Origin of the sequence: Mesorhizobium sp. CA15 (assembly GCF_020165215.1) — a bacterium.
GTDB lineage: Bacteria > Pseudomonadota > Alphaproteobacteria > Rhizobiales > Rhizobiaceae > Mesorhizobium.
In genome coordinates this window covers 1-19218 of sequence record NZ_JAIUHQ010000010.1, presented here as the reverse complement: position 1 = coordinate 19218, position 19218 = coordinate 1, and the positions used below count along the sequence as shown (strand labels likewise).

Here is a 19218-nt window from a genome sequence, read left to right as displayed (position 1 = left end):
TTGGAATCGTGTTGCGGCCCAGAGGCCGACGGTGCGCGAACCTTAAGCAGAAGCGCAACCACCGGCAAACCCAATTCCGCCACCGCCCGGCGCGATTGCGGCGCGACTTGCGGTGCTACGAGCCGGCAATCCGCGCCGCGACCAGCTGCTGCAGCCGCCACAAATGCGTATCGTGGATGCCGCGCTGCTCGAGATTCTTCACGGTGTTGTAGAGATAGTCGGCGCCCGAGCCCCAATGGCCGCAGGAGGTCGCCAGCCTTTCGACAACCGCTTCCTCGCTTAATGGACCGGCATAGGTAGTGCCCTGGCGGTTGATGACGAAGGCCAGCGCCCGCAGCGGGCCGCCATCGCTCGTCATATCTAGCAGGCGCGGATGATAGCTGGTCGGCTTCAGTGTCACCTCTCGCCGCAGGATCTTGTCGAGTTGCTCGCGCCTGTCGCCGTCGCCGAGCCGAAAGGCGACGCCTTTGCATTGTCCGCCACGGTCCAGCGCCATCATCAGGCCCGGACTTTCCTTGGTGCCGCGCCAGCGCGTCATGTTCATGCAGAAGGATCTGTGCCAGCCGCGCAGCAGGGCCACGCGCTCCTCGACATGCTCGATCTCGGGCTTCCAGATCAGAGAGCCGTAGCCAAACAGCCAGAGCGGTTCGTTGGCCAGGAGTTGAGCCTCCAGCTCACGCGTCATTGCCGCATAGTCGCTGTCATCCAGATGCGCCGCATCGGGATCCGGTCCCGCATCCTCGACCGCGCGGAAGCAGCGGGCGACCAGTTCCTCGGTAAGCGACATGGTTCTTGGCAGCATGCGCGCGACCTTAAGGTTCCTGCGCGACCGAAACTATGCGGGCGCCTCGCGATTGACAACGCCTTGGCCCGGGTGTCGGCTGTCGGCAGCCACGGAGAAGCCGATGCAGCCCGATCCGAGCGAACGCGCGCCTTACAACGGCCTGACCAGTCTCCAGCCGACCTTGCCGTCCGCCTCCTACTGGGGCGCCGACGAGTATCGTCGCGATCTGGACGCCATCTGGTACCGAAGCTGGCTGATGGTCTGCCGCGAGGCCGATCTCGCCGAGCCCCTCTCCTTCCGCACGGTGCGCATCGACACCCAGGAGATCGTCGTGCTGCGTGACGAGACCGGCGCCTTGCGCGCCTTCCACAACACCTGCCGGCATCGCGGCTCGCAGCTTTGTCAGGAGAGCGCCGGGCGGCTGAAGGCCAGGCTGCTGACCTGCCCCTATCACGCTTGGTCCTATTCGCTGCGCGGCGATCTCGTGCGCGTGCCGTCGAAATCGCTGCCCGAGGGCTTCGACAAGGCCGATTATCCGCTCTACCGCGTGGCGCTCTCGGTTTGGCGCGGTTTCGTCTTCGTCAACCTCGCCGAGCATCCCGACGGCTCGGCGGAAAGCGCCTTTGACCGCGCCTCCGGCGATCTTTCCAACTGGCCGCTGGAGACGCTCGTCACCGGTCACCGGCTCACCAGGGTGATGAACTGCAATTGGAAGGTCTTCTGGGAGAACTTCAACGAATGCCTGCACTGCCCGGGCGTGCATAAGGATTTGTCGCGACTGGTGCCGATCTACGGCCGCGGCCTGATGGCCAGGCATGACGATCCCGAATGGGCGCGCCACTCCGACAATGACGCGCCGGAATTCTCCGGCCGGCTGCGCCCCGGCGCCGAAACCTGGTCGAAAGACGGCCATGTCCATGGCCCGGTCTTTTCCGGCCTGACGCCGGCCGAGCGCGCCGCCGGCCAGACCTACGCCACCTCGCTGCCCTCGATGTTCATCGTCGGCCATGTCGATTACATGCGCACCGTGCGGCTGGCCCCGCTCGGTCCCGAGCAGACCGAGCTCACCGCCGAATGGCTGTTCGCCCCGGAAGCGTTGGCTGAGACCGATGTCGAAAACATCGTCGCCTTCGGCACCCAGGTGCTCGAAGAAGACGCCGTGATCTGCGAGATCAACCAGAAGGGGCTGCGCTCGATGCGCCACGAGGCCGGCGTGCTGATGCCGGAGGAATACGATCTGCACCGCTTCCACGATTGGGTGCGCGGCCGTCACGCAGCGTTCAAAACGCCTTCGGCAGGTAGTGCCAGGTGACGAAGCCGCAGAAGGCGGCCAGGATGCCGAGCGTGACGAACACCGAGCCCAGCCCGAAGAAGGCGAGCACCACCGAATAGACGAGCGGCGGCGTCAGCTCGGAGAAATCGAGATAGGTGCGGTAGACCGCCGCCATCTGCGCCTTCTCGTAAGAGCGTACTGAGCGCAAGAAGGCGGTCGAGCCAAGCGCGTCGAGCGCGATGGTGAAGAGCGCGCCGCAGAGCAGCAGCGCGCCCGTGAGCAACGGCGCCGCCTCGCCGATTCCGCCCGCGGCAAACAGCATGGCCGACATGGCGAAATAGGCGAAAGTCATGACCTTGCGCCCGCCAAAGCGCTTGCCGGCCCTGCCCCAGAAGATCGCCGCGAACAGGAGCGCGTTGCCGGCCGAAACCAGCAAGCCGCCGGCGAGCTCGCCCTGGCCGGTAATCACCATGAACAGCGGGCCGTAGACGAAGAACGTCGTCCAGAAACAGGAGCGGCCGAAGGCGATCAGCCAGGCAAGCCTGAGCCTTGGCTGTTTCACGAAGCGGCCGATATTGGCAAGTGGATTGGCGGGCCGCGACTTGCCGGGCCGGATCGACTGGTTATCGCTCAGCCGGTAGAACCAGAACAGGCAAAGCAGCGCGAACGCAAACACGACGACCGCGCCATGCGCGGCATAGATGCCGAAATGGGTGTAGAGGAAGATGCCGAGCGTCGGCCCGCCGGTCCAGGCGAACATCGACCATGCCATGCGCAGCGATTCTGCCTGCATGAAGTCGGTCTTGCGTATGTGATCCATGATGTAGAGGTTGAGCGTGATCGACAGCGCGCTCGCCCCCATGACGCGGCACAGCATGCCGGCAATCTGGCCGGGCAGCGAGTGGGTGATGAAGAAGGCGGAGCCGAGCGCCAGCAGCACGCAGCCTGCCGTGTAGACCCAGCGCCGCGCGAAGCGGCGAATGAGCACCGGCATGAACAGCGTGACCGAGAGGCCCATCAGGGACACGATCGTGTAGAGGACCGAGACGATCCGCTCATTGTGCAGGATCTCGTAGGCCTGGATCGGGATCACGCTGGAGATCGTGGCGCGGGCGAAGGATTCAACCGCATAGAGTGAGGCGAAGGTGCGCGCGTCCGCCGGCCGCAGGGCCGGAAGCCAGATCGGATGGCGCACATGGGTGGACATCGGCCCTCCGAAACGTGAATCCCGCGCCCGAATCTGGCCGGGCCAGCTGCCGGCCAGTAGCAGGAAACCGACTCCGAAAGGCCGAAAAGCGAAGCCTGCCAAAGGCTTTCCAGCTCTGGCCTAAAGCGAATTTCATGGCTGCCATGAACCGCATTGATGGCCGCCTGCTTCTGTCGTCCACTTGAACCGTGATAGTCGTTTGGCAGGACTGAATCGGATCGAGATGATGAGCCTTCAAACGACGAGCAGCCCTGTTCAGGACGCGCCAAAGCACGGCCGCATCCAGGCCATCGACATCCTGCGCGGCATCGCGCTGATCGCGATGGCGAGCTACCACTTCACCTGGGACCTCGAAAACTTCGGCTACACCGCGCCCGCCCTCACCGCCTTCGGCTGGTGGAAATTCTACGCGCGCTGCATTGCCTCGACTTTCCTGTTCCTGGTCGGCGTCAGCCTCTTCCTCGCCCACGGCCATCAGATCCGTTGGCCAGGCTTCTGGAAGCGCTTTGCCATGGTGGGCATCGCAGCGGCCGCCATCTCGGCAGTCACCTACATCGTCACCCCGGACGGGTTCATCTTCTTCGGCATCCTGCATGAGATCGCGCTGGCGAGCCTGCTCGGCCTCGCCTTTCTAAGGCTGCCCTGGCTGGTGACGGCGATCATCGCCGCGGCGGTAATTGCCGCCCCTTACTATCTGCGGTCGGAGTTCTTCGACCATCCGGCTCTGTGGTGGGTCGGCCTTTCCGCCACCAACCCGCGTTCCAACGACTACGTGCCGCTCTTCCCGTGGTTCGGCGCGGTGCTTGCGGGCATCGCCACGGTGAAGCTCGCTTCCGCATCGGGCTTGCTCGCCCGTCTGGGAAGGTGGCTGCCCGGCCGCTGGTCTAAGCCGCTGACCTTCATCGGCCGGCACAGCCTCGCCTTTTACCTCATCCACCAGCCGCTTCTGTTCGGCTCGGTGTGGCTGTTCTCGCAGGTCATGCCGGCAGTCCCTCAGGATCGGGAAGCCGGCTTCCTGCCGGCTTGCCAGGCGCAGTGCGAACAACAGCGGGACAGCAAGTTCTGTACGAGCTATTGTGGCTGCATGCTGGACACGCTGAAGGGCGAAGGGTCGCTCGACAAGCTCTACGCCAACGATCAGTCCAGCGTCTGGAAATCGCATCTGGCCGACATGGCGGAGACCTGCACCGCCGCGACGCAGGACCAGATGGAGGGAGGGCAGCAATGACGGGCATCACAAAGCCCAGACACGGGATCATTCCCTGGCCGCCGGTGATCTATGTCGCGGCGATTGCGGCGAGCATCGTCCTCGGCATGCTCTACCCACTGCCCTGGATCGGCGACATTCTCGGCGATCTCCTGTTCGGCGTCGGCTGGGTGGCGCTGTTCGGCGTCGCCATGCTCTGGGTCACGGCCATCCGTGTCATGATGCGGGCCAAGACGACATTCGACCCCAACGCCGAGCCCGATCATCTGGTGACGTCGGGCCCCTTCGGCATCACCCGCAATCCGATGTATCTCGCCAACACGCTGCTGCTGATCGGCGTCGCCTTCATCACCGGCATCGGCTGGTTCCTGCTCTTTGCCTTCCTCGCCGCCTTCGCGACGCAGAAGCTGGCGATCGAGAAGGAGGAAAAGATCCTGGCGGAGAAGTTCGGCAAGAAATACCGCGATTACGCCAAGCGGGTCCGGCGTTGGATTTGAGGCTGCTTCCGCAATGACGGCTGCCTGATGCGATCAGACTGCACACCTGGGCGATCGGCAACCGCGCACCTCGGCGATTTGGCAGGAGCATCCGCGACTTCGTCATTCTATGGCGGAGCAAGGAGCGAAGCGACGCGGCGCAGACCATAGAATCCTGTGTGTTGGTTCTGGTGTATGGTTGAAGTGGGAAGGAGACCGAATGAATCCTGGTCGTCCTTTCGGACAGGCCGTGGCATGGCTCGGTCCCTTCCCACCGGTGAACCATCAACCTGAACAGTTGCACGGGGCTGTTCCAAGCAGACCCCGCACCACAGGAAGAGGCGTGGACATGATAATGCAGAACTATGTCGGCTGCGACATCTCAAAACAGTGGCTCGACTTTTTCGATGAGACAAGCGGCCGTCTTCGGCGCATCGACAACCAGGCCGACACGATCGCGGCCTGTGTGGCGGGGCTTGATCCCAGCCGCGACTTCGTCGTCATGGAGGCGACAGGCGTCCATGACCGGCTGTTGCGCCACGCGCTGGCCAAGGCCGGCGTGCCGTTCTCGCGGCACAACCCGGCGCACACCCACCACTATGCCAAGTCGACGCGACGGCGCGCCAAGACCGATCCTCTCGATGCCAGGATGCTGAGCGACTACGGCCGCCGCTATCAGCCTGAGGCCGAGCCGGCGCCGCGCGAAGAAGTCGAGCAGCTTCAATCGCTTGCCCGCTACCGCGATCAACTGGTCGAGATGCGGGCAACGGCGAAGAAGCACCTCGCCGAGGCCTTCAATGAGATCGTCATTGCCGATCTGGAAGAAACGATCGCCTACCTCGACACGCGCATCAAGGCGCTCGAAAGTCAGATCGCCGACGTCATTCGTCAAAACCAGGACGCCGCTCGCGACCAGGCGCTGATGGTCTCCGTGCCCGGTGTCTCCAAGGTCGGCGCATTCTCGCTGCTGGCGCTCCTGCCCGAGCTCGGCAAGCGCTCACCCAAGGCAATCGCTGCACTGGTCGGCCTTGCCCCGTTCGACAACAAGAGCGGCAAGCTCAATCGCAGGAGCCAGATTCAGGGCGGGCGATCACGTGTGCGCCGCCCTCTACATGGCAGCCCTCACTGCCATTCGAACCTGTGAGCGCTTCAAGACCTTCTACACCGCACTTGCTGCCCGGTCGGGCTCCAAGAAGCTCGCTATCATCGCCGTCGCAAGGAAGCTCCTGGTCGTCCTCAACGCTATCATTCGCGACAAAACCGCATTCGCGTGAACACAGTTGCCATTCCGTGACATCGAGGCGTAGCAAGGGTGCAGAATTCTGCTTCGCCGCACCCTTCGATCGAGGTCACGGAATGGATCCTCGGGTCTACGCGTCCGCTTCGCTCCCGCTCCGCCCGTGGATGACGAAGCTGAGAGGCACCGGCTAATCTCGAACGTTTGCGATAGTTGCCCTGCAAATCCCCTGCTCACCGCGCTTCACGTATTCACGCCCAACTCGGCCAGCCGCTCCACGCAGGACTCTTCGGCCTGGTCCAACTCGGCCAGCGTCTCTTCCAGGTCGCGCCGCTTCTGGCGCAGGTCCTCGCGCTTCTCCTCGATGCGCTTGATCATCAGCTTGAGCTGGCCGACCTCGCCGGGCGGCTCCTTGTACATCTGAATGATCTCGCGGATCTCGTTGATCGAGAAGCCGAGCCTTTTTCCCCGCATGATCTGACGGATGAGATGCCGGTCGGACGGCCGAAACAGCCGCGTGCGGCCGCGCCTTACCGGCTGCACCAGTCCCTCGTCCTCGTAAAAACGCAATGTTCGCGTCGACACGTCGAACTCGCGCGTCAGCTCGGTGATCGTGTAATATTCCCGCATTCCCGCTCCCAAGCCCGGGCATCGCGCTTGAAGCGTCGCCCTTCCCTCCGATGATACCCATCCAGCGCCGGAATCGGCACGTGACCCCGCGGCAACCCTCGCACGGCACTTACGTAAAAGTCAATTAATGGCGCTTTATTGCTTTAGCGAATGCTGAACCACCAGGTAGCCAAGCCAAGGAAAGCAAAGAAGCCGACGACATCGGTGACGGTGGTGACGAAGACGGCGGAGGCCACGGCCGGATCGATCTTGAAACGGTCAAGCAGCAGGGGAATGAGAATCCCTGCCAAGGCGGCCGCGAACATGTTGATGATCATCGCCGCCGCGATGATGCCGCCCAGATTGGGATCGCGGAACCAGAAACCGGCGACCATGCCGATAAGCACGGCAAACACCACACCGTTGATGAAACCGACACCGACCTCGCGGCGGATGATGCGGGCGGCGTTGTAGATATCGAGGTCCCTGGTCGCCAGCGCGCGCACGGTGACGGTCATGGTCTGCGAGCCGGCATTGCCGCCCATGCCGGCGACGATCGGCATCAGCACCGCCAGCGCGACCACATGCTCGATGGTGCGGTCGAACAGGCCGATGACCGAAGCCGCGAGGAAGGCGGTCACAAGATTGACCAGCAGCCAGGGCACGCGTGAGCGCGAGGTGGCGAGCACCGTGTCGGACAATTCCTCGTCGCCGACGCCGCCCATGCGCAAAAGGTCCTCTTCCGCCTCTTCCTGGATGACGTCGACCACGTCGTCGATGGTCAGTACGCCGACCAGCCGCCCGTTCTCGTCGACCACGGCGGCGGAGAGCAAATTATACTGCTCGAACTCGCGTGCCGCCTCTTCCTGGTCCATGGTGGCCGAGATCGCATGCAGTGTCTCATGCATGACATCCTCGACCTTGACCGCCCGCTTGTTGCGCAGGATCTGGTCGAGATCGATGGCGCCGAGCAGCTTGAAGCTCGGGTCGATGACGAAGATCTGGCTGAAGCGCTCGGGCAGGTTTCTGTCCTCGCGCATGTAGTCGATGGTCTGGCCGATGGTCCAGAACGGCGGCACGGCGACAAACTCCGTCTGCATGCGCCGGCCGGCGGTCTCTTCCGGATAGTCGAGCGCGCGCCTGAGCCTGATGCGCTCGGTGAAAGGCAGTTGCGACAGGATTTCGTCCTGGTCTTCCTTCTCTAAGTCCTCGAGGATGTAGACCGCGTCGTCGGAATCCAGCTCCTGCACCGCCTGCGCGATCTGCGCATTGGGCAGATTGTCGACGATGTCGAGGCGGATCGCTTCATCGACTTCGGTCAGCGCGGAGAAGTCGAAATCGGAGCCGAGCAGTTCGACCAAAGCCCGGCGCTGTTCGGGATGAAGCGCCTCCAGCACGTCGCCGAGTTCCGACTGGTGCAGGTCATCGACCTCGCGCTTGAGGGTGATCGTGTCGCGGTCGACGATCGCCGCGCCGATCTGGGCAAGGAAGGAGGCGCGCACCGCGCCGTCCTCGCCATAGATGTCGGCGTGATGCTCCTCGGCGGGCGCGGCGCCGGTCGTCTGTGTGTCCTGGCCTTCCACCAGCGCCTCCCGCAACGAGGAATCCTGAAACGAGGTCTAGTGCATGATCCCGAAAAGGGGAAACCGCTTTTCGGAAAATCCAAACCCTGTTCGGCAGATAGCGCGGCAACAGGATTCGTCTTGGAAAGATGTCGCTCTAGCGCGTGGAATAGCCGAAGAAATGTGACGGTCGCCTTCGCCTCGCAACCTCCCGGAAGTAGCGTGGAGCGCCCGGGTGGCGGGTGCGACAATCGCTTCAGCCGGCGCGACAGCGCATGTCGCTGGGGAAAGAGCACCCCTTCCCTATTGAGGCAGAATTGTCATGATGCATGATCCAGCAGGATCAGCGCATCGCCAATCGGTCCGGGGACAACGCTGGCCTTGAACATCAAGTCCGCAAAGACGAACGAGGGCAATGCCGAGCGGCGCGTTCGCGTGGTCGTCGCCGAGCGCAATCCTTTCGTCGTTTCGGCGCTGCGCGAGATGCTGGAATGCGACGGCCGCTTCGATTTGCTCGGTGTCGTGCACAGCGGCGCGCAATTCCTGGAACTGGCCGCCGCCACGCAATTCGATGTCGCCGTCGTCGGCTGGAAGCTGGCCGACATGGACGGCGCCGATGTGCTTACGGAAGTCCAGAGCCGCGAGCTTGGCGTGCGCATCGCGATCTTCTCCAACGACCACGACATCGGCATCCTGAAGCAATGCGTACGCCTGGGCGCTCAAGGCTACTGCTTCCAGTTCGACGATCCGCCGGTCATCTTCGAGACGATCCTGGCGGTCGCCCACGGGCGCATCTGCATTCCGTATATCGACATCAACAAGGTCAACGACACACCGTTGTCCAGGCTCACCGTGCGCGAGCGCGAGTTGCTGGCGGTGCTTTCCGACGGCTGGACCAATTTGCAGATCGCAACGCGGACCGGGATTTCCGAGAACACGGTGAAGTATCACCTGAAGAATCTCTACGACAAGCTGGACGTCCGCAACCGCGCCATGGCCGTCGCGCTCTATTCGAGCGAAAAACGCCGCACTTCCAAATCGCCTATCGGGTAGGCCAACCGGGTAGGATCATCCCACCCTCAAGGGCAAACAACTTACCCGGCAAGGTGTTGTTGCAAGGCCTCATCGAAACGAAACTGCCTCCAATATCCCAACGATCGGAGGAGTTTCGCGCATGGCTGGGTTTACCCATCTCTTTATCCCAGGACCCACCAACATTCCGGAACAGGTCCGGCAAGCCATGAACCTGCCGATGGAGGATATGCGCGCCTCCTCCTTCCCCAACCTGACGCTACCGCTGTTCGAGGACATCAAAAAGGTCTTCAAGAACGAGACCGGCCGCGTCTTCATCTACCCCTCCTCAGGCACCGGCGCCTGGGAAGCGGCGATGACCAATGTGCTCAGCCCCGGCGACAAGGTGCTGATGTCGCGCTTCGGCCAATTCTCCCATCTGTGGGTCGACATGGCCGAGCGGCTCGGCTTCGATGTCGATGTCATCGATTGCGAATGGGGCACTGGCGTCCCGCTCGAGCTCTATGTCGAGAAGCTTCGGGCCGACAAGGCGCACCGCATCAAGGCTGTCTTCTGCACCCAGAACGAGACCGCGACCGGCGTCACCAGCGACGTCGCCGGCTGCCGCGCCGCGCTCGACGCGGCGAACCATCCTGCCCTTCTCTTCGTCGACGGCGTTTCCTCGATCGGCTCGATCGACTTCCGCCAGGAGGAATGGGGCGTCGACTGCGCCGTCAGCGGTTCGCAGAAAGGCTTCATGCTGCCGGCCGGCCTCGGCTTCCTGTCGGTCAGCAAGAAGGCGCTTGCCGCTTCGCGGGTGGCGACACACCGGCACTGCTACTTTTCCTTCGAGGACATGATCCGCGCCAATGACGCGGGCTATTTCCCCTATACGCCGGCCACCCAGTTGCTGCGCGGCCTGCGCGCCTCGCTCGACCTGATTGCCGAGGAAGGGTTGGAAAACATCTTCGCCCGCCACCATCGCCTGGCCGAGGGCGTGCGCAAGGCCGTCGACGCCTGGGGCCTGAAGCTCTGCGCCAAGACACCGCAATGGCACTCCGACACGGTCAGCGCCATCCTGGTGCCGGAAGGCATCGACAGCGCCAATGTCGTCAAGCGCGCCTACCAGCAATACAACACCTCCCTCGGCGGCGGCTTGAACAAGGTGTTCGGAAAAGTCTTCCGCATCGGCCATCTTGGCTGGCTGAACGAGGTTATGGTCTGCGCCTCGCTGTCGGCCGCCGAAATGGCGCTGCTCGATTGCGGCGTGCGCCTGGCGCCCGGCTCGGGCGTGGCGGCGGCGATCGAGCATTTCCGCCGCACGGCCGATGTGCCGGTCGCCAGAGCGGCGTGAGGGGTACCATGAGCCACACCATCAACCATCTGAAGAAGCTGAGGCTGCAGCGCAGCGAGCTCGCGGTGCCGGGCTCCAGCCCGGAGATGATCGACAAGGCGGCCAACAGCGCCGCCGACTTCGTCTTCCTCGACATCGAGGATGCGGTGGCGCCGCCCGACAAGGAACGCGCCCGCAAGAACATCATCCAGGCGCTGAACGACATCGACTGGCGCGCCAAGGGCAAGACCGTCTCGGTGCGCATCAATGGGCTCGACACGCATTACATGTACCGCGACGTCGTCGACGTCATGGAGCAGGCCGGCGACCGGCTGGACACGATCCTGGTGCCGAAGGTCGGCGTGCCGGCCGACCTCTATATGGTCGAGGCCATGGTCAACCAGATCGAGATGGCCAAAGGTTTCAAGACCCGCGTCGGCCTCGAGGCATTGATCGAGACGGCGCTGGGCATGGCCAATGTCGAGGCGATCGCCGCCACGCCGGGCCGGCTGGAAGCCATGCATTTCGGCGTCGCCGACTATGCCGCAAGCAACAAGGCGCGCACGGTCAACATCGGCGGGCTCAACCCCGACTATCCCGGCGACCAGTGGCATTTCGCCCTGTCGCGCATGACGGTCGCCTGCCGCGCCTACGGCCTGCGCGCCATCGACGGTCCATTCGGCGATTTCTCCGATCCGGAGGGCTACAACGCGGCCGCCAGGCGCGCCGCGGCGCTCGGCATCGAAGGCAAATGGGCGATCCACCCTTCGCAGATCGCCTTGGCCAACGATGTGTTCTCGCCGCCGGAGAAAGAAGTCACGCGGGCCAGGCGTATCCTCGAGGTGCTGAAGGAGGCCGAGGCGCTCGGCAAGGGCGCCGCGGCGCTCGACGGCAAGATGATCGACGCGGCGTCGGAGCGCATGGCGCGCAACGTGCTGGTGGTGAGCGAGGCGATCGAGCGCGCCGGCCAGGCGCATAGCGCGGCGCACTAAAAAATTACTGGGAGGACATGATGGACATCCACGAATACCAGGCCAAGGAACTGCTTGCCCGCCACGGCGTGCATGTGCCGCGCGGCGGCCTCGCCTACAGCCCCGAACAGGCGACCTATCGTGCCAGGGAGATCGGCGGCGCCAAATGGGTGCTGAAGGCGCAGGTCCATTCCGGCGCGCGCGGCAAGGCCGGCGGCATCAAGCTCTGCTCGAACGACGAGGAGATCTCCAACGCGGCAGAAGCCATGCTCGGGCGCAAGCTGGTGACTCAACAGACCGGCCCCCGCGGCAAGCTGATCTCGCGCCTTTATCTCGAGGAGGCCGTCGACATCGCGCAGGAGCTCTATCTCGGCTTCGTCCTCGACCGCAAGGAAGAGCGGGTCATGATCGTGGCGTCGGCCGCCGGCGGCATGGAGATCGAAGAAATCTCCGAGAGAAAACCTGATTCCATCATCCGCGCCACCGTCGATCCGGGCGTCGGCATGCAGGGCTTCCAGGCGCGCGAAATCGCCTTTGGCCTCGGGCTCGAGAGCAACCTGATCGGCAAGGCGACCGAAACCATCCTCGGCTGCTACCAGGTGTTCCGCGACTACGACGCCTCGATGCTGGAGATCAATCCGCTGGTGGTGACGCGCGACGGCAGCCTGGTCGCGCTCGACGCCAAGATGTCGTTCGACGAAAACGCGCTGTTTCGCCGGCCGGAAATTTCCGAGCTGCGCGACAAGAGCCAGGAAGATCCGCGCGAGACTTTCGCCAGCGACCGCGGCCTCTCCTATGTCGGGCTCGAAGGCAATATCGGCTGCATCATTAACGGCGCCGGCCTGGCCATGGCGACGATGGACATGATCAAGATCGCTGGCGGCGAGCCGGCCAATTTCCTCGACATCGGCGGCGGCGCCTCACCGGAGCGGGTAGCAAAGTCCTTCCGCGCGGTGCTCGGCGACAAGAATGTCGAGACCATCCTGGTCAACATCTTCGCCGGCATCAACCGCTGCGACTGGGTGGCGGAAGGCGTCATCAAGGCGATCCGCGAGGTCGGCGTCGACGTCCCTCTGGTGGTGCGCCTTTCCGGCACCAAGGTCGAGGAAGGCCGCAAGATCCTGGCCGATTCCGGTGAGGCGGTGATCGTCGCCGACACGCTGGCCGAAGCCGCCGAAAAGGCCGTCGCCGCCTGGCGCGAAGCCGCCAAGAACAAAAAAGCAGCCTGAGGGAGGTCGAGAAATGGCAATCCTGCTCAACCGCAGCACGCGCGTCATCGTGCAAGGTTTCACCGGCAAGATCGGCAGCTTCCATGCCGACGACATGAAGCGCTACGGCACCAAGCTGGTCGGCGGCGTCACCCCCGGCAAGGGAGGCCAGACGCATCTCGGCCTGCCCGTCTTCAACACTGTCAAGGGCGCCGTGCGCGAGACCCGCGCCGAGGCGAGCATCGTCTTCGTGCCGCCTCCCTTCGCCGCCGATTCGATCATGGAAGCCGCCGATGCCGGCATCAAGCTTTGCGTCTGCATCACCGACGGCATCCCGTCGCAGGACATGATGCAGGTCAAGCGCTACATGCGCCGCTACCGCTTCGAGGACCGCATGCGCCTCGTCGGACCGAACTGCGCCGGCGTCATTACGCCCGGACAGGCGTTGATGGGCATCATGCCGGGCAGCATCTATCTGCCCGGACGCGTCGGCATCGTCGGCCGTTCCGGCACGCTGGGCTACGAGGCGGCCTCGCAGATGAAGGCGCTGGGCATCGGCGTGTCGACCAGCGTCGGCATCGGCGGCGATCCGATCAACGGCTCGTCCTTCAAGGACATCCTGCAGCTCTTCGAGCGCGACGACGATACCGACGCCGTGGTGATGATCGGCGAGATCGGCGGCCCGCAGGAAGCCGAAGCCGCGATCTGGGCGCGCGATAATATGAGGAAGCCGCTGATCGCCTATATCGCCGGCCTCTCCGCGCCGAAGGGCCGCCGCATGGGTCATGCCGGCGCGATCATCTCCGCCTTCGGCGAGTCGGCGCAGGAAAAGGTCGAGATCCTCAAGGAAGCCGGCGTCGTCATCGTGCCGACCCCCGCCTCCTTCGGCGAGGTGGTGGCCGATACGCTGGCGCGGACGAAGAAGGCTGCTTGACGGCAGACCAGGCGAGAATCGCGACAGGATGTGAAGCCTGTTTCGGGCCGGCCTCCTCGATGGTCGTCGGCCCGTGCGCTCGGCGCTGCCCTATGAAGGGCAATCCCAGGAAACGTACGCCGCGGCCGTCGGGATTGTCTGAAAACAACTGCTTAGCAGCGCAGCGGCAAATCGGCTGACGATCGGGAAAGCGGCTTTGGAACAGAGCAAACCCATCAAGTTTCGTGAGGACGAGCGCAGCTTGCTGTTACGCCTGCTGCTTCAGGTCGCAAGCGCGCGCGAGCCCGAGATCGCCGCAGTCCTGAACGGACGCAGGTCACTCGTCTCGCTGGCTCCCGAGCAGCGCATCCCGGCGCTCCAGGCGAGCGGCGTGTGGTTCCAGTTGCTGACCATTGTCGACGAGTTGCTTGCCATGCGGGCCCGGCGCGAGCTCGAGCAAGGCGCAGGCGCCGACGAAGTGCCTGGCTCCTTCGCCAGCGTGATTGCCGAGATGGCGGCCAGCGGCCACTCGGCGGACGATGTCCAGGCAATGCTCGACGAACTTTGCGTCGGCCCGACCATGACCGCGCATCCGACGGAGGCCAAACGCGTCACGGTGCTGGAAATCCACCGCCGCATCTATCGCAAGCTGACCGAGCTCGACCAGCCGCGCTGGGCGCCGCGCGAGCGCGATCTTTTGGTCGCCGATCTGGAAAGCGAGATAGAGCTTCTGTGGATGACAGGCGAGCTGCGGCTGGAGCGACCGACGGTCGAGCGCGAGATCGCCTGGGGACTGCATTTCTTCCGCGAAGTCATCTTTGAGGCAACGCCACAGCTCTATGGCAAGCTTCAGAGCGCCTGCGAGCGCCACTATCCGGGCGAGCCGATCCGAATTCCTTCCTTCATGCGCTATGCCTCCTGGATCGGTGGCGACCGCGACGGCAATCCGAATGTGACAGCCGAAGTCACCGCCTACGCCATGGCCGAATACCGCAACACCGCCATAGGCTGGTATCTTGCGCAGTTGCAGCGGCTGGTGTCGGTGCTCAGCGCCAGCACGAACGTCATCGAGCTGCCGGCCGGCTTCAGGCCGGTGCTGCAGACAGCGCTGGATAAGAGTGGAGAGGCGCAAGAGATAGCCGCCCGCAACCCTGACGAACCGCTGCGCCAGTTCGCTTCGGCCGTGCTGGCCCGGCTGGTCGCCACCCGTGACGGCGGCAAGGCGGCCTACCCCTCGGCGGAGGCGTTTCGCGCCGATCTCAACGCCCTCTCATCAGTCCTCGAAGCGATCGGCGGCCGCGCGGTCGCCAGGCGTTTCATCCAGCCGCTCGTTTGGCAGGTCGGAAGCTTTGGCTTCCGCACGGTCTCGCTCGACATCCGGCAGAACTCCACAGTCGTCAACCGGGTGCTGGCCGAGCTGTTTGCGCTGATAGACGCCGCCGATCCGATCGCCGCCGGCACGCCGCAATGGTCGGCGCGCATCCGCGCGGCGCTCAGCCAGGGCGAGCGGCTGGAGATCGACGAAGCACGGCTCTCGCCGGAGGCAGGTGAACTGCTGTCGACATTCGCTGTCATCCGCGAACAAATATCCAGCGCGGATGCCGACGCCATCGGCTCTTTCGTGCTCAGCATGACCCGCTCGGCCGACGATCTGCTCGCGGTCTATCTGCTGGCGCAATATTGCGGGCTCTCTACCGCGCCCGGCGGCGACGGCTCGATCAGGCTGCGGATCGTGCCCTTGTTCGAGACCATCGCCGACCTGCAGGCTGCACCTGGCGTCCTGAACGCATTGCTCGACGTTTCCCTTGTGCGGCGTACGGTGCGCGATTTCGGCGCGCGCCAGGAAATCATGCTTGGCTATTCGGACTCCAACAAGGATGGCGGCTTCCTCGCTTCCAATTGGGAACTGGCAAAGGCGCAGAAGCGCCTCGCCGCGATCGGGCGCAAGCACAAGGTCAGGATCGGATTCTTTCACGGCCGCGGCGGCTCGGTCAGCCGGGGCGGCGCGCCGACCGGCCGCGCGATCGCGGCGCAGCCGCAAGGAACGGTCGGCGGAACCATGCGGGTGACCGAACAGGGCGAGGTCGTTTCGTCGAAATTTGCCAATCGCGGCACCGGCCTCAACCAACTTGAGGTTCTCGCCGCCGCCGTGCTAGCGCACGGGATCCGATCGCCCGGCGATGCCAGGCAAAAGGAATCGCCGGAGTTCGACGAAGCGCTGGAAGCGCTCGCCGGCATGTCGCAGGCGTCCTATGCCGGATTGATGGCCGAGCCGGGCTTCCTGGATTATTTCAATCAGGCGAGCCCGGTCGCCGAACTGGCGCTCTTGAAAATGGGCTCACGGCCGGATCGCCGTTTCGGCGCCAGCGGCATTGCCGACCTGCGCGCCATTCCATGGGTGTTCGCCTGGAGCCAGAACCGACATCTCTTGACCGGCTGGTACGGCATCGGCAGCGCGCTGAGCGCGTTCGTCACGGTGCGCGGCGAGGCCGGGCGCGAGCTTCTGACCCGCATGTTCGAGCACTCGCGCTTTTTCCGCCTGATCGTCGACGAGGCCGAAAAGACGCTCTACCAGTCCGACATGGAGATTGCACGGCTCTATGCCGACCTGGTGTCCGACAGCGATGCGGCGGCAAGAATCCACGCCCGCATCGCCGCCGAATACGAGCTGACGCGACGCCTGATCGGCGACCTTACGGGAGGCGACCTTTCCGCGCGCTTTCCGATGTTCAAAAGGCGTTTCGACAATCTGCGCCGGCAGATGCACGACATCCACCGGCTGCAGGTCAATCTGCTGCGCGAAGTTCGGGCAGGCACAGGCGCAGATCAAAGGCGGGCGACCGACGCCCTACTCGTCTCGATCAACTGCATCTCGGCCGGTCTGGGGTGGACGGGATAGGGTGTTTGGCCAGACTGCGGGTGTTGTGCCTGATTTGAGCCAATCACGAGTGGGCGGAAAAGTCCGCAGATCCATCTGGCAGAATGACGAACTCGAATGTGAGTTCATCCCGTTCATCGCCTCGGCCGTCATCCTTGATGGCGAGGATTTTTGTAGCAGCGAACAGGCCGTTCACGTTTCGCCAGACGACGACTTGGCCAATGTTGGGTGATCTGGCGCGACTTGAAAAATCATACACCGAAGCGTCTCGGATTTCAGAGATTTCAGCCGCGCCCCGTGCCAGCGCGATGCTTTCGACGGATGGTGCATCCCGGTATGCATGAATGCTGCGATTGCTGGCTTTCGACCATCTTGTCTCAAACAAGCAAAGGCCCTCGCCGATAAAAAACCGGTGATCGTTGTTGGAGTAGTCGAAAGTCACTGCGCCACTCAGCCGCCGGTCTCGATAGGCCTCGTCGTTCCCGGCGGGCTCAAGGAGCTTTTGTTGGTGGCGTGCGTGGTGAGCATCAATGAAGCGTAGCGCCTCTGCCGGCGACATGACCACAATGCCAACCGAGTCTCGCAACTGCTGATAGCGGCGGAGTATTCCCCCATCATCGGTGACGAAAATATCGCGGCCGGCCAGCTTATGGCCGACAAGGTGGTCGAGATCGGCGAGTTTGTTTGCGTACTTGCCGGTTTTCGGCGTGAGGCCAGGGAATACGATTCCCTTTACCTCAGCCAGCAAAGACTGGTGCTGAGGGCCAACTAGAACGTCGGCGCCGTCGAACTGCGATTGATCCCAACGCGCCACCGTGCCAATGACAGGGATCATCGCTATGTGGTGCATCATCTCGGTGCGGCGCCCATCGTCTTGTCGCGGCCGAAATCAATTTCAACCCTCGTTGTGATAGCCAAGTTGACGGCTCCAGACAGGGCGTAACGCATAAGGTCCCGCAGTTCATCGACCGAAGTAGCTGTTTGGCTACCGCTGTCGAACAGACCCACAACGCAGTTTGTGTCTATTGTGATTCTGGGAGGGGATAGTTGATGCATGTTTCACCGGTAGCACGGAACCGAGTCGTGGGCATGGGACGCCGTCTCGTGGATTGAGGGGCGGCAGCAAGATAGCTTAGCCGAACCTCGCAATGTCGGCCCGCGTCAGGCGTAAGGGCTAAGTTTCAATCAGTTCGCAAAAGGTGGATTGAACAGGGATTGAAAAATCAAAAGGCCACGCAACTCGACGATTACACGGCTTTTTGAGAATTTTGGTGCGGTCGAGAAGACTCGAACTTCCACGGGTTGCCCCACAGCGACCTCAACGCTGCGCGTCTACCAATTCCGCCACGACCGCACGTGGTAGGAGCCGGAACCGTCCGGCCCGGGGCCTGTAGCAAATCGTTTCCGGCGAAACAAGTGCGCCGAGCGGAATATTCGCGAATGCGTATCAGCCACAAGTGCGCAGAGGTTTTGGGAGGACGACGTGCATTAGACAAAGCGGCTGGCACAAGCCTCCGCGGCTCGGCTTCACACTGGCGGAACTGGACGTTTTGGCCGATTGTCGCCATATGAGAGGAGCATCGAGAAAGTTCCATGACAGAACGCAGCCAGATCGCCACGTCGTTCCTTCCTTTGCCTGGTTCGGCGCCGGTGGAATGGGTGATCGAACCTGGCCTTACGTCCTATCCGGACGCGCTGGCCTTCATGGAGGCGCGCGCCGAGGCGATCCGCAGCGGTGCTGCCGACGAGATGGTCTGGCTGGTCGAGCATCCGCCCCTCTACACCGCCGGAACCAGTGCGCGAATTGAAGACCTGATCGACGCCGACCGCTTTCCGGTCTTTGCCGCAGGCCGCGGCGGCGAATATACCTATCACGGTCCTGGCCAGCGCGTGGCCTATGTGATGCTTGACCTGAAGCGCCGGCGCGAGGATGTGCGCGCCTTCGTCGCGGCGCTCGAGCAATGGATCATCGCCACGCTCGCCGCCTTCAATGTGCGCGGCGAGCGGCGCGAGGACCGCGTCGGCGTCTGGGTGGTGCGGCCGGACCGGCCCGCCCTGCCGGACGGCACGCCCGCCGAAGACAAGATCGCGGCCATCGGCATCCGGCTGCGGCGCTGGGTGAGCTTCCACGGCATCGCCATCAATGTCGAGCCGGATCTCGGCCATTTCAGCGGCATCGTGCCCTGCGGCGTCTCGGACCATGGCGTGACCAGCCTTGTCGATCTCGGGCTGCCCGTCACCATGGCCGATCTCGACCTCGCGCTGAAAGCTGCGTTCGAGGATGTGTTCGGACCTGCCGCCGTTCCGGTCGCTGAGCCCGCTCGCAAGGCTAGCTAAGCCGCTCCGCCTAGGGTGTGTCGACATTCAGGTCAGGCCGAGTCGAAAATGGCGGGGTCCCAGAACCGGAGCGGAGCGTACTTTTCGTACGTGAGCACCGGAAGCGCAGGAAGCCGCCATTTGCAGACCGGCCTCACCTGAATGTCGACACACCCTACATGAGCTGCGCCGAGGCCCACAGCATGCCGTAGCCATGGATGGCAAAGACGGCG

16 protein-coding genes and 1 tRNA gene are annotated in these 19218 nt (G+C 63.6%); 11 read left to right on the top strand and 6 right to left on the bottom strand.

Annotated features, from left to right (window positions below; genetic code table 11):
• Window positions 1-115 precede the first annotated feature (115 nt).
• A complete protein-coding gene (locus LB515_RS17195; RefSeq protein WP_224522743.1) occupies window positions 116-802 on the bottom strand; it encodes a gamma-glutamylcyclotransferase in 687 nt (228 codons plus the stop codon).
• A gap of 103 nt (window positions 803-905) precedes the next feature.
• Here LB515_RS17195 and LB515_RS17190 point away from each other — a divergent pair, with 103 nt between their 5' ends.
• A complete protein-coding gene (locus LB515_RS17190) occupies window positions 906-2096 on the top strand; it encodes an aromatic ring-hydroxylating oxygenase subunit alpha (RefSeq protein ID WP_224708427.1) in 1191 nt (396 codons plus the stop codon).
• Here the strand turns inward: LB515_RS17190 and LB515_RS17185 are convergent.
• Entirely contained in the window at window positions 2065-3264 is a 1200-nt protein-coding gene (locus tag LB515_RS17185; RefSeq protein ID WP_224600917.1) for an MFS transporter, read from the bottom strand. The two genes, LB515_RS17190 and LB515_RS17185, sit on opposite strands and share 32 nt — an antisense overlap.
• Window positions 3265-3490: 226 nt before the next feature.
• Here LB515_RS17185 and LB515_RS17180 point away from each other — a divergent pair, with 226 nt between their 5' ends.
• From LB515_RS17180 to LB515_RS17170, 3 genes are all read left to right on the top strand, one after another.
• A complete protein-coding gene (locus LB515_RS17180) occupies window positions 3491-4492 on the top strand; it encodes a heparan-alpha-glucosaminide N-acetyltransferase (RefSeq protein ID WP_224600916.1) in 1002 nt (333 codons plus the stop codon).
• Window positions 4489-4968: a methyltransferase family protein gene (locus LB515_RS17175; protein ID WP_224600914.1), complete on the top strand. Its 480-nt coding sequence runs from the start codon at window positions 4489-4491 to the stop codon at window positions 4966-4968. Before LB515_RS17180 ends, LB515_RS17175 begins: the two co-directional genes overlap by 4 nt.
• A gap of 328 nt (window positions 4969-5296) precedes the next feature.
• Complete coding sequence (locus tag LB515_RS17170; protein ID WP_224708499.1) at window positions 5297-6091, top strand: IS110 family transposase; 795 nt, start codon at window positions 5297-5299, stop codon at window positions 6089-6091.
• A 336-nt stretch (window positions 6092-6427) separates the two neighbouring features.
• Here the strand turns inward: LB515_RS17170 and LB515_RS17165 are convergent, their stop codons facing one another.
• A complete protein-coding gene (locus tag LB515_RS17165) occupies window positions 6428-6814 on the bottom strand; it encodes a MerR family transcriptional regulator (RefSeq protein ID WP_027168973.1) in 387 nt (128 codons plus the stop codon).
• A 143-nt stretch (window positions 6815-6957) separates the two neighbouring features.
• Window positions 6958-8376: a magnesium transporter gene (gene mgtE, locus LB515_RS17160; RefSeq protein ID WP_224600912.1), complete on the bottom strand. Its 1419-nt coding sequence runs from the start codon at window positions 8374-8376 to the stop codon at window positions 6958-6960.
• A gap of 360 nt (window positions 8377-8736) precedes the next feature.
• On the opposite strand from mgtE, the gene LB515_RS17155 reads away from it, so the two are divergent.
• The 6 genes from LB515_RS17155 (at window position 8737) to LB515_RS17130 (ending at window position 16690) form a co-directional block, all read left to right on the top strand.
• Window positions 8737-9408 (top strand): response regulator transcription factor, encoded by a 672-nt coding sequence (locus tag LB515_RS17155; protein WP_224545470.1) that lies wholly within the window; start codon window positions 8737-8739, stop codon window positions 9406-9408.
• A gap of 121 nt (window positions 9409-9529) precedes the next feature.
• A complete protein-coding gene (locus LB515_RS17150) occupies window positions 9530-10720 on the top strand; it encodes an aminotransferase class V-fold PLP-dependent enzyme (RefSeq protein ID WP_224600911.1) in 1191 nt (396 codons plus the stop codon).
• Between the two features lie 8 nt (window positions 10721-10728).
• A complete protein-coding gene (locus LB515_RS17145) occupies window positions 10729-11691 on the top strand; it encodes an HpcH/HpaI aldolase/citrate lyase family protein (RefSeq protein ID WP_095764881.1) in 963 nt (320 codons plus the stop codon).
• A gap of 20 nt (window positions 11692-11711) precedes the next feature.
• Complete coding sequence (locus LB515_RS17140) at window positions 11712-12899, top strand: malate--CoA ligase subunit beta (RefSeq protein WP_224600910.1); 1188 nt, start codon at window positions 11712-11714, stop codon at window positions 12897-12899.
• 13 nt (window positions 12900-12912) lie between these two features.
• Window positions 12913-13812, top strand: coding sequence for a succinate--CoA ligase subunit alpha (sucD, locus tag LB515_RS17135; protein ID WP_095764879.1), 900 nt, complete (start codon window positions 12913-12915; stop codon window positions 13810-13812).
• Between the two features lie 196 nt (window positions 13813-14008).
• The gene (locus LB515_RS17130) at window positions 14009-16690 is read left to right on the top strand and encodes a phosphoenolpyruvate carboxylase (protein WP_224708426.1); all 2682 of its coding nucleotides are present in this window, start codon (window positions 14009-14011) and stop codon (window positions 16688-16690) included.
• 43 nt (window positions 16691-16733) lie between these two features.
• On the opposite strand, the gene LB515_RS17125 is transcribed toward LB515_RS17130, so the two are convergent.
• Complete coding sequence (locus LB515_RS17125) at window positions 16734-17522, bottom strand: hypothetical protein (RefSeq protein ID WP_224708425.1); 789 nt, start codon at window positions 17520-17522, stop codon at window positions 16734-16736.
• A gap of 416 nt (window positions 17523-17938) precedes the next feature.
• Window positions 17939-18023 (bottom strand) — tRNA-Leu (locus tag LB515_RS17120).
• A 239-nt stretch (window positions 18024-18262) separates the two neighbouring features.
• On the opposite strand from LB515_RS17120, the gene lipB reads away from it, so the two are divergent.
• Window positions 18263-19006: a lipoyl(octanoyl) transferase LipB gene (lipB, locus tag LB515_RS17115; protein ID WP_224708424.1), complete on the top strand. Its 744-nt coding sequence runs from the start codon at window positions 18263-18265 to the stop codon at window positions 19004-19006.
• Window positions 19007-19218: the final 212 nt, after the last annotated feature.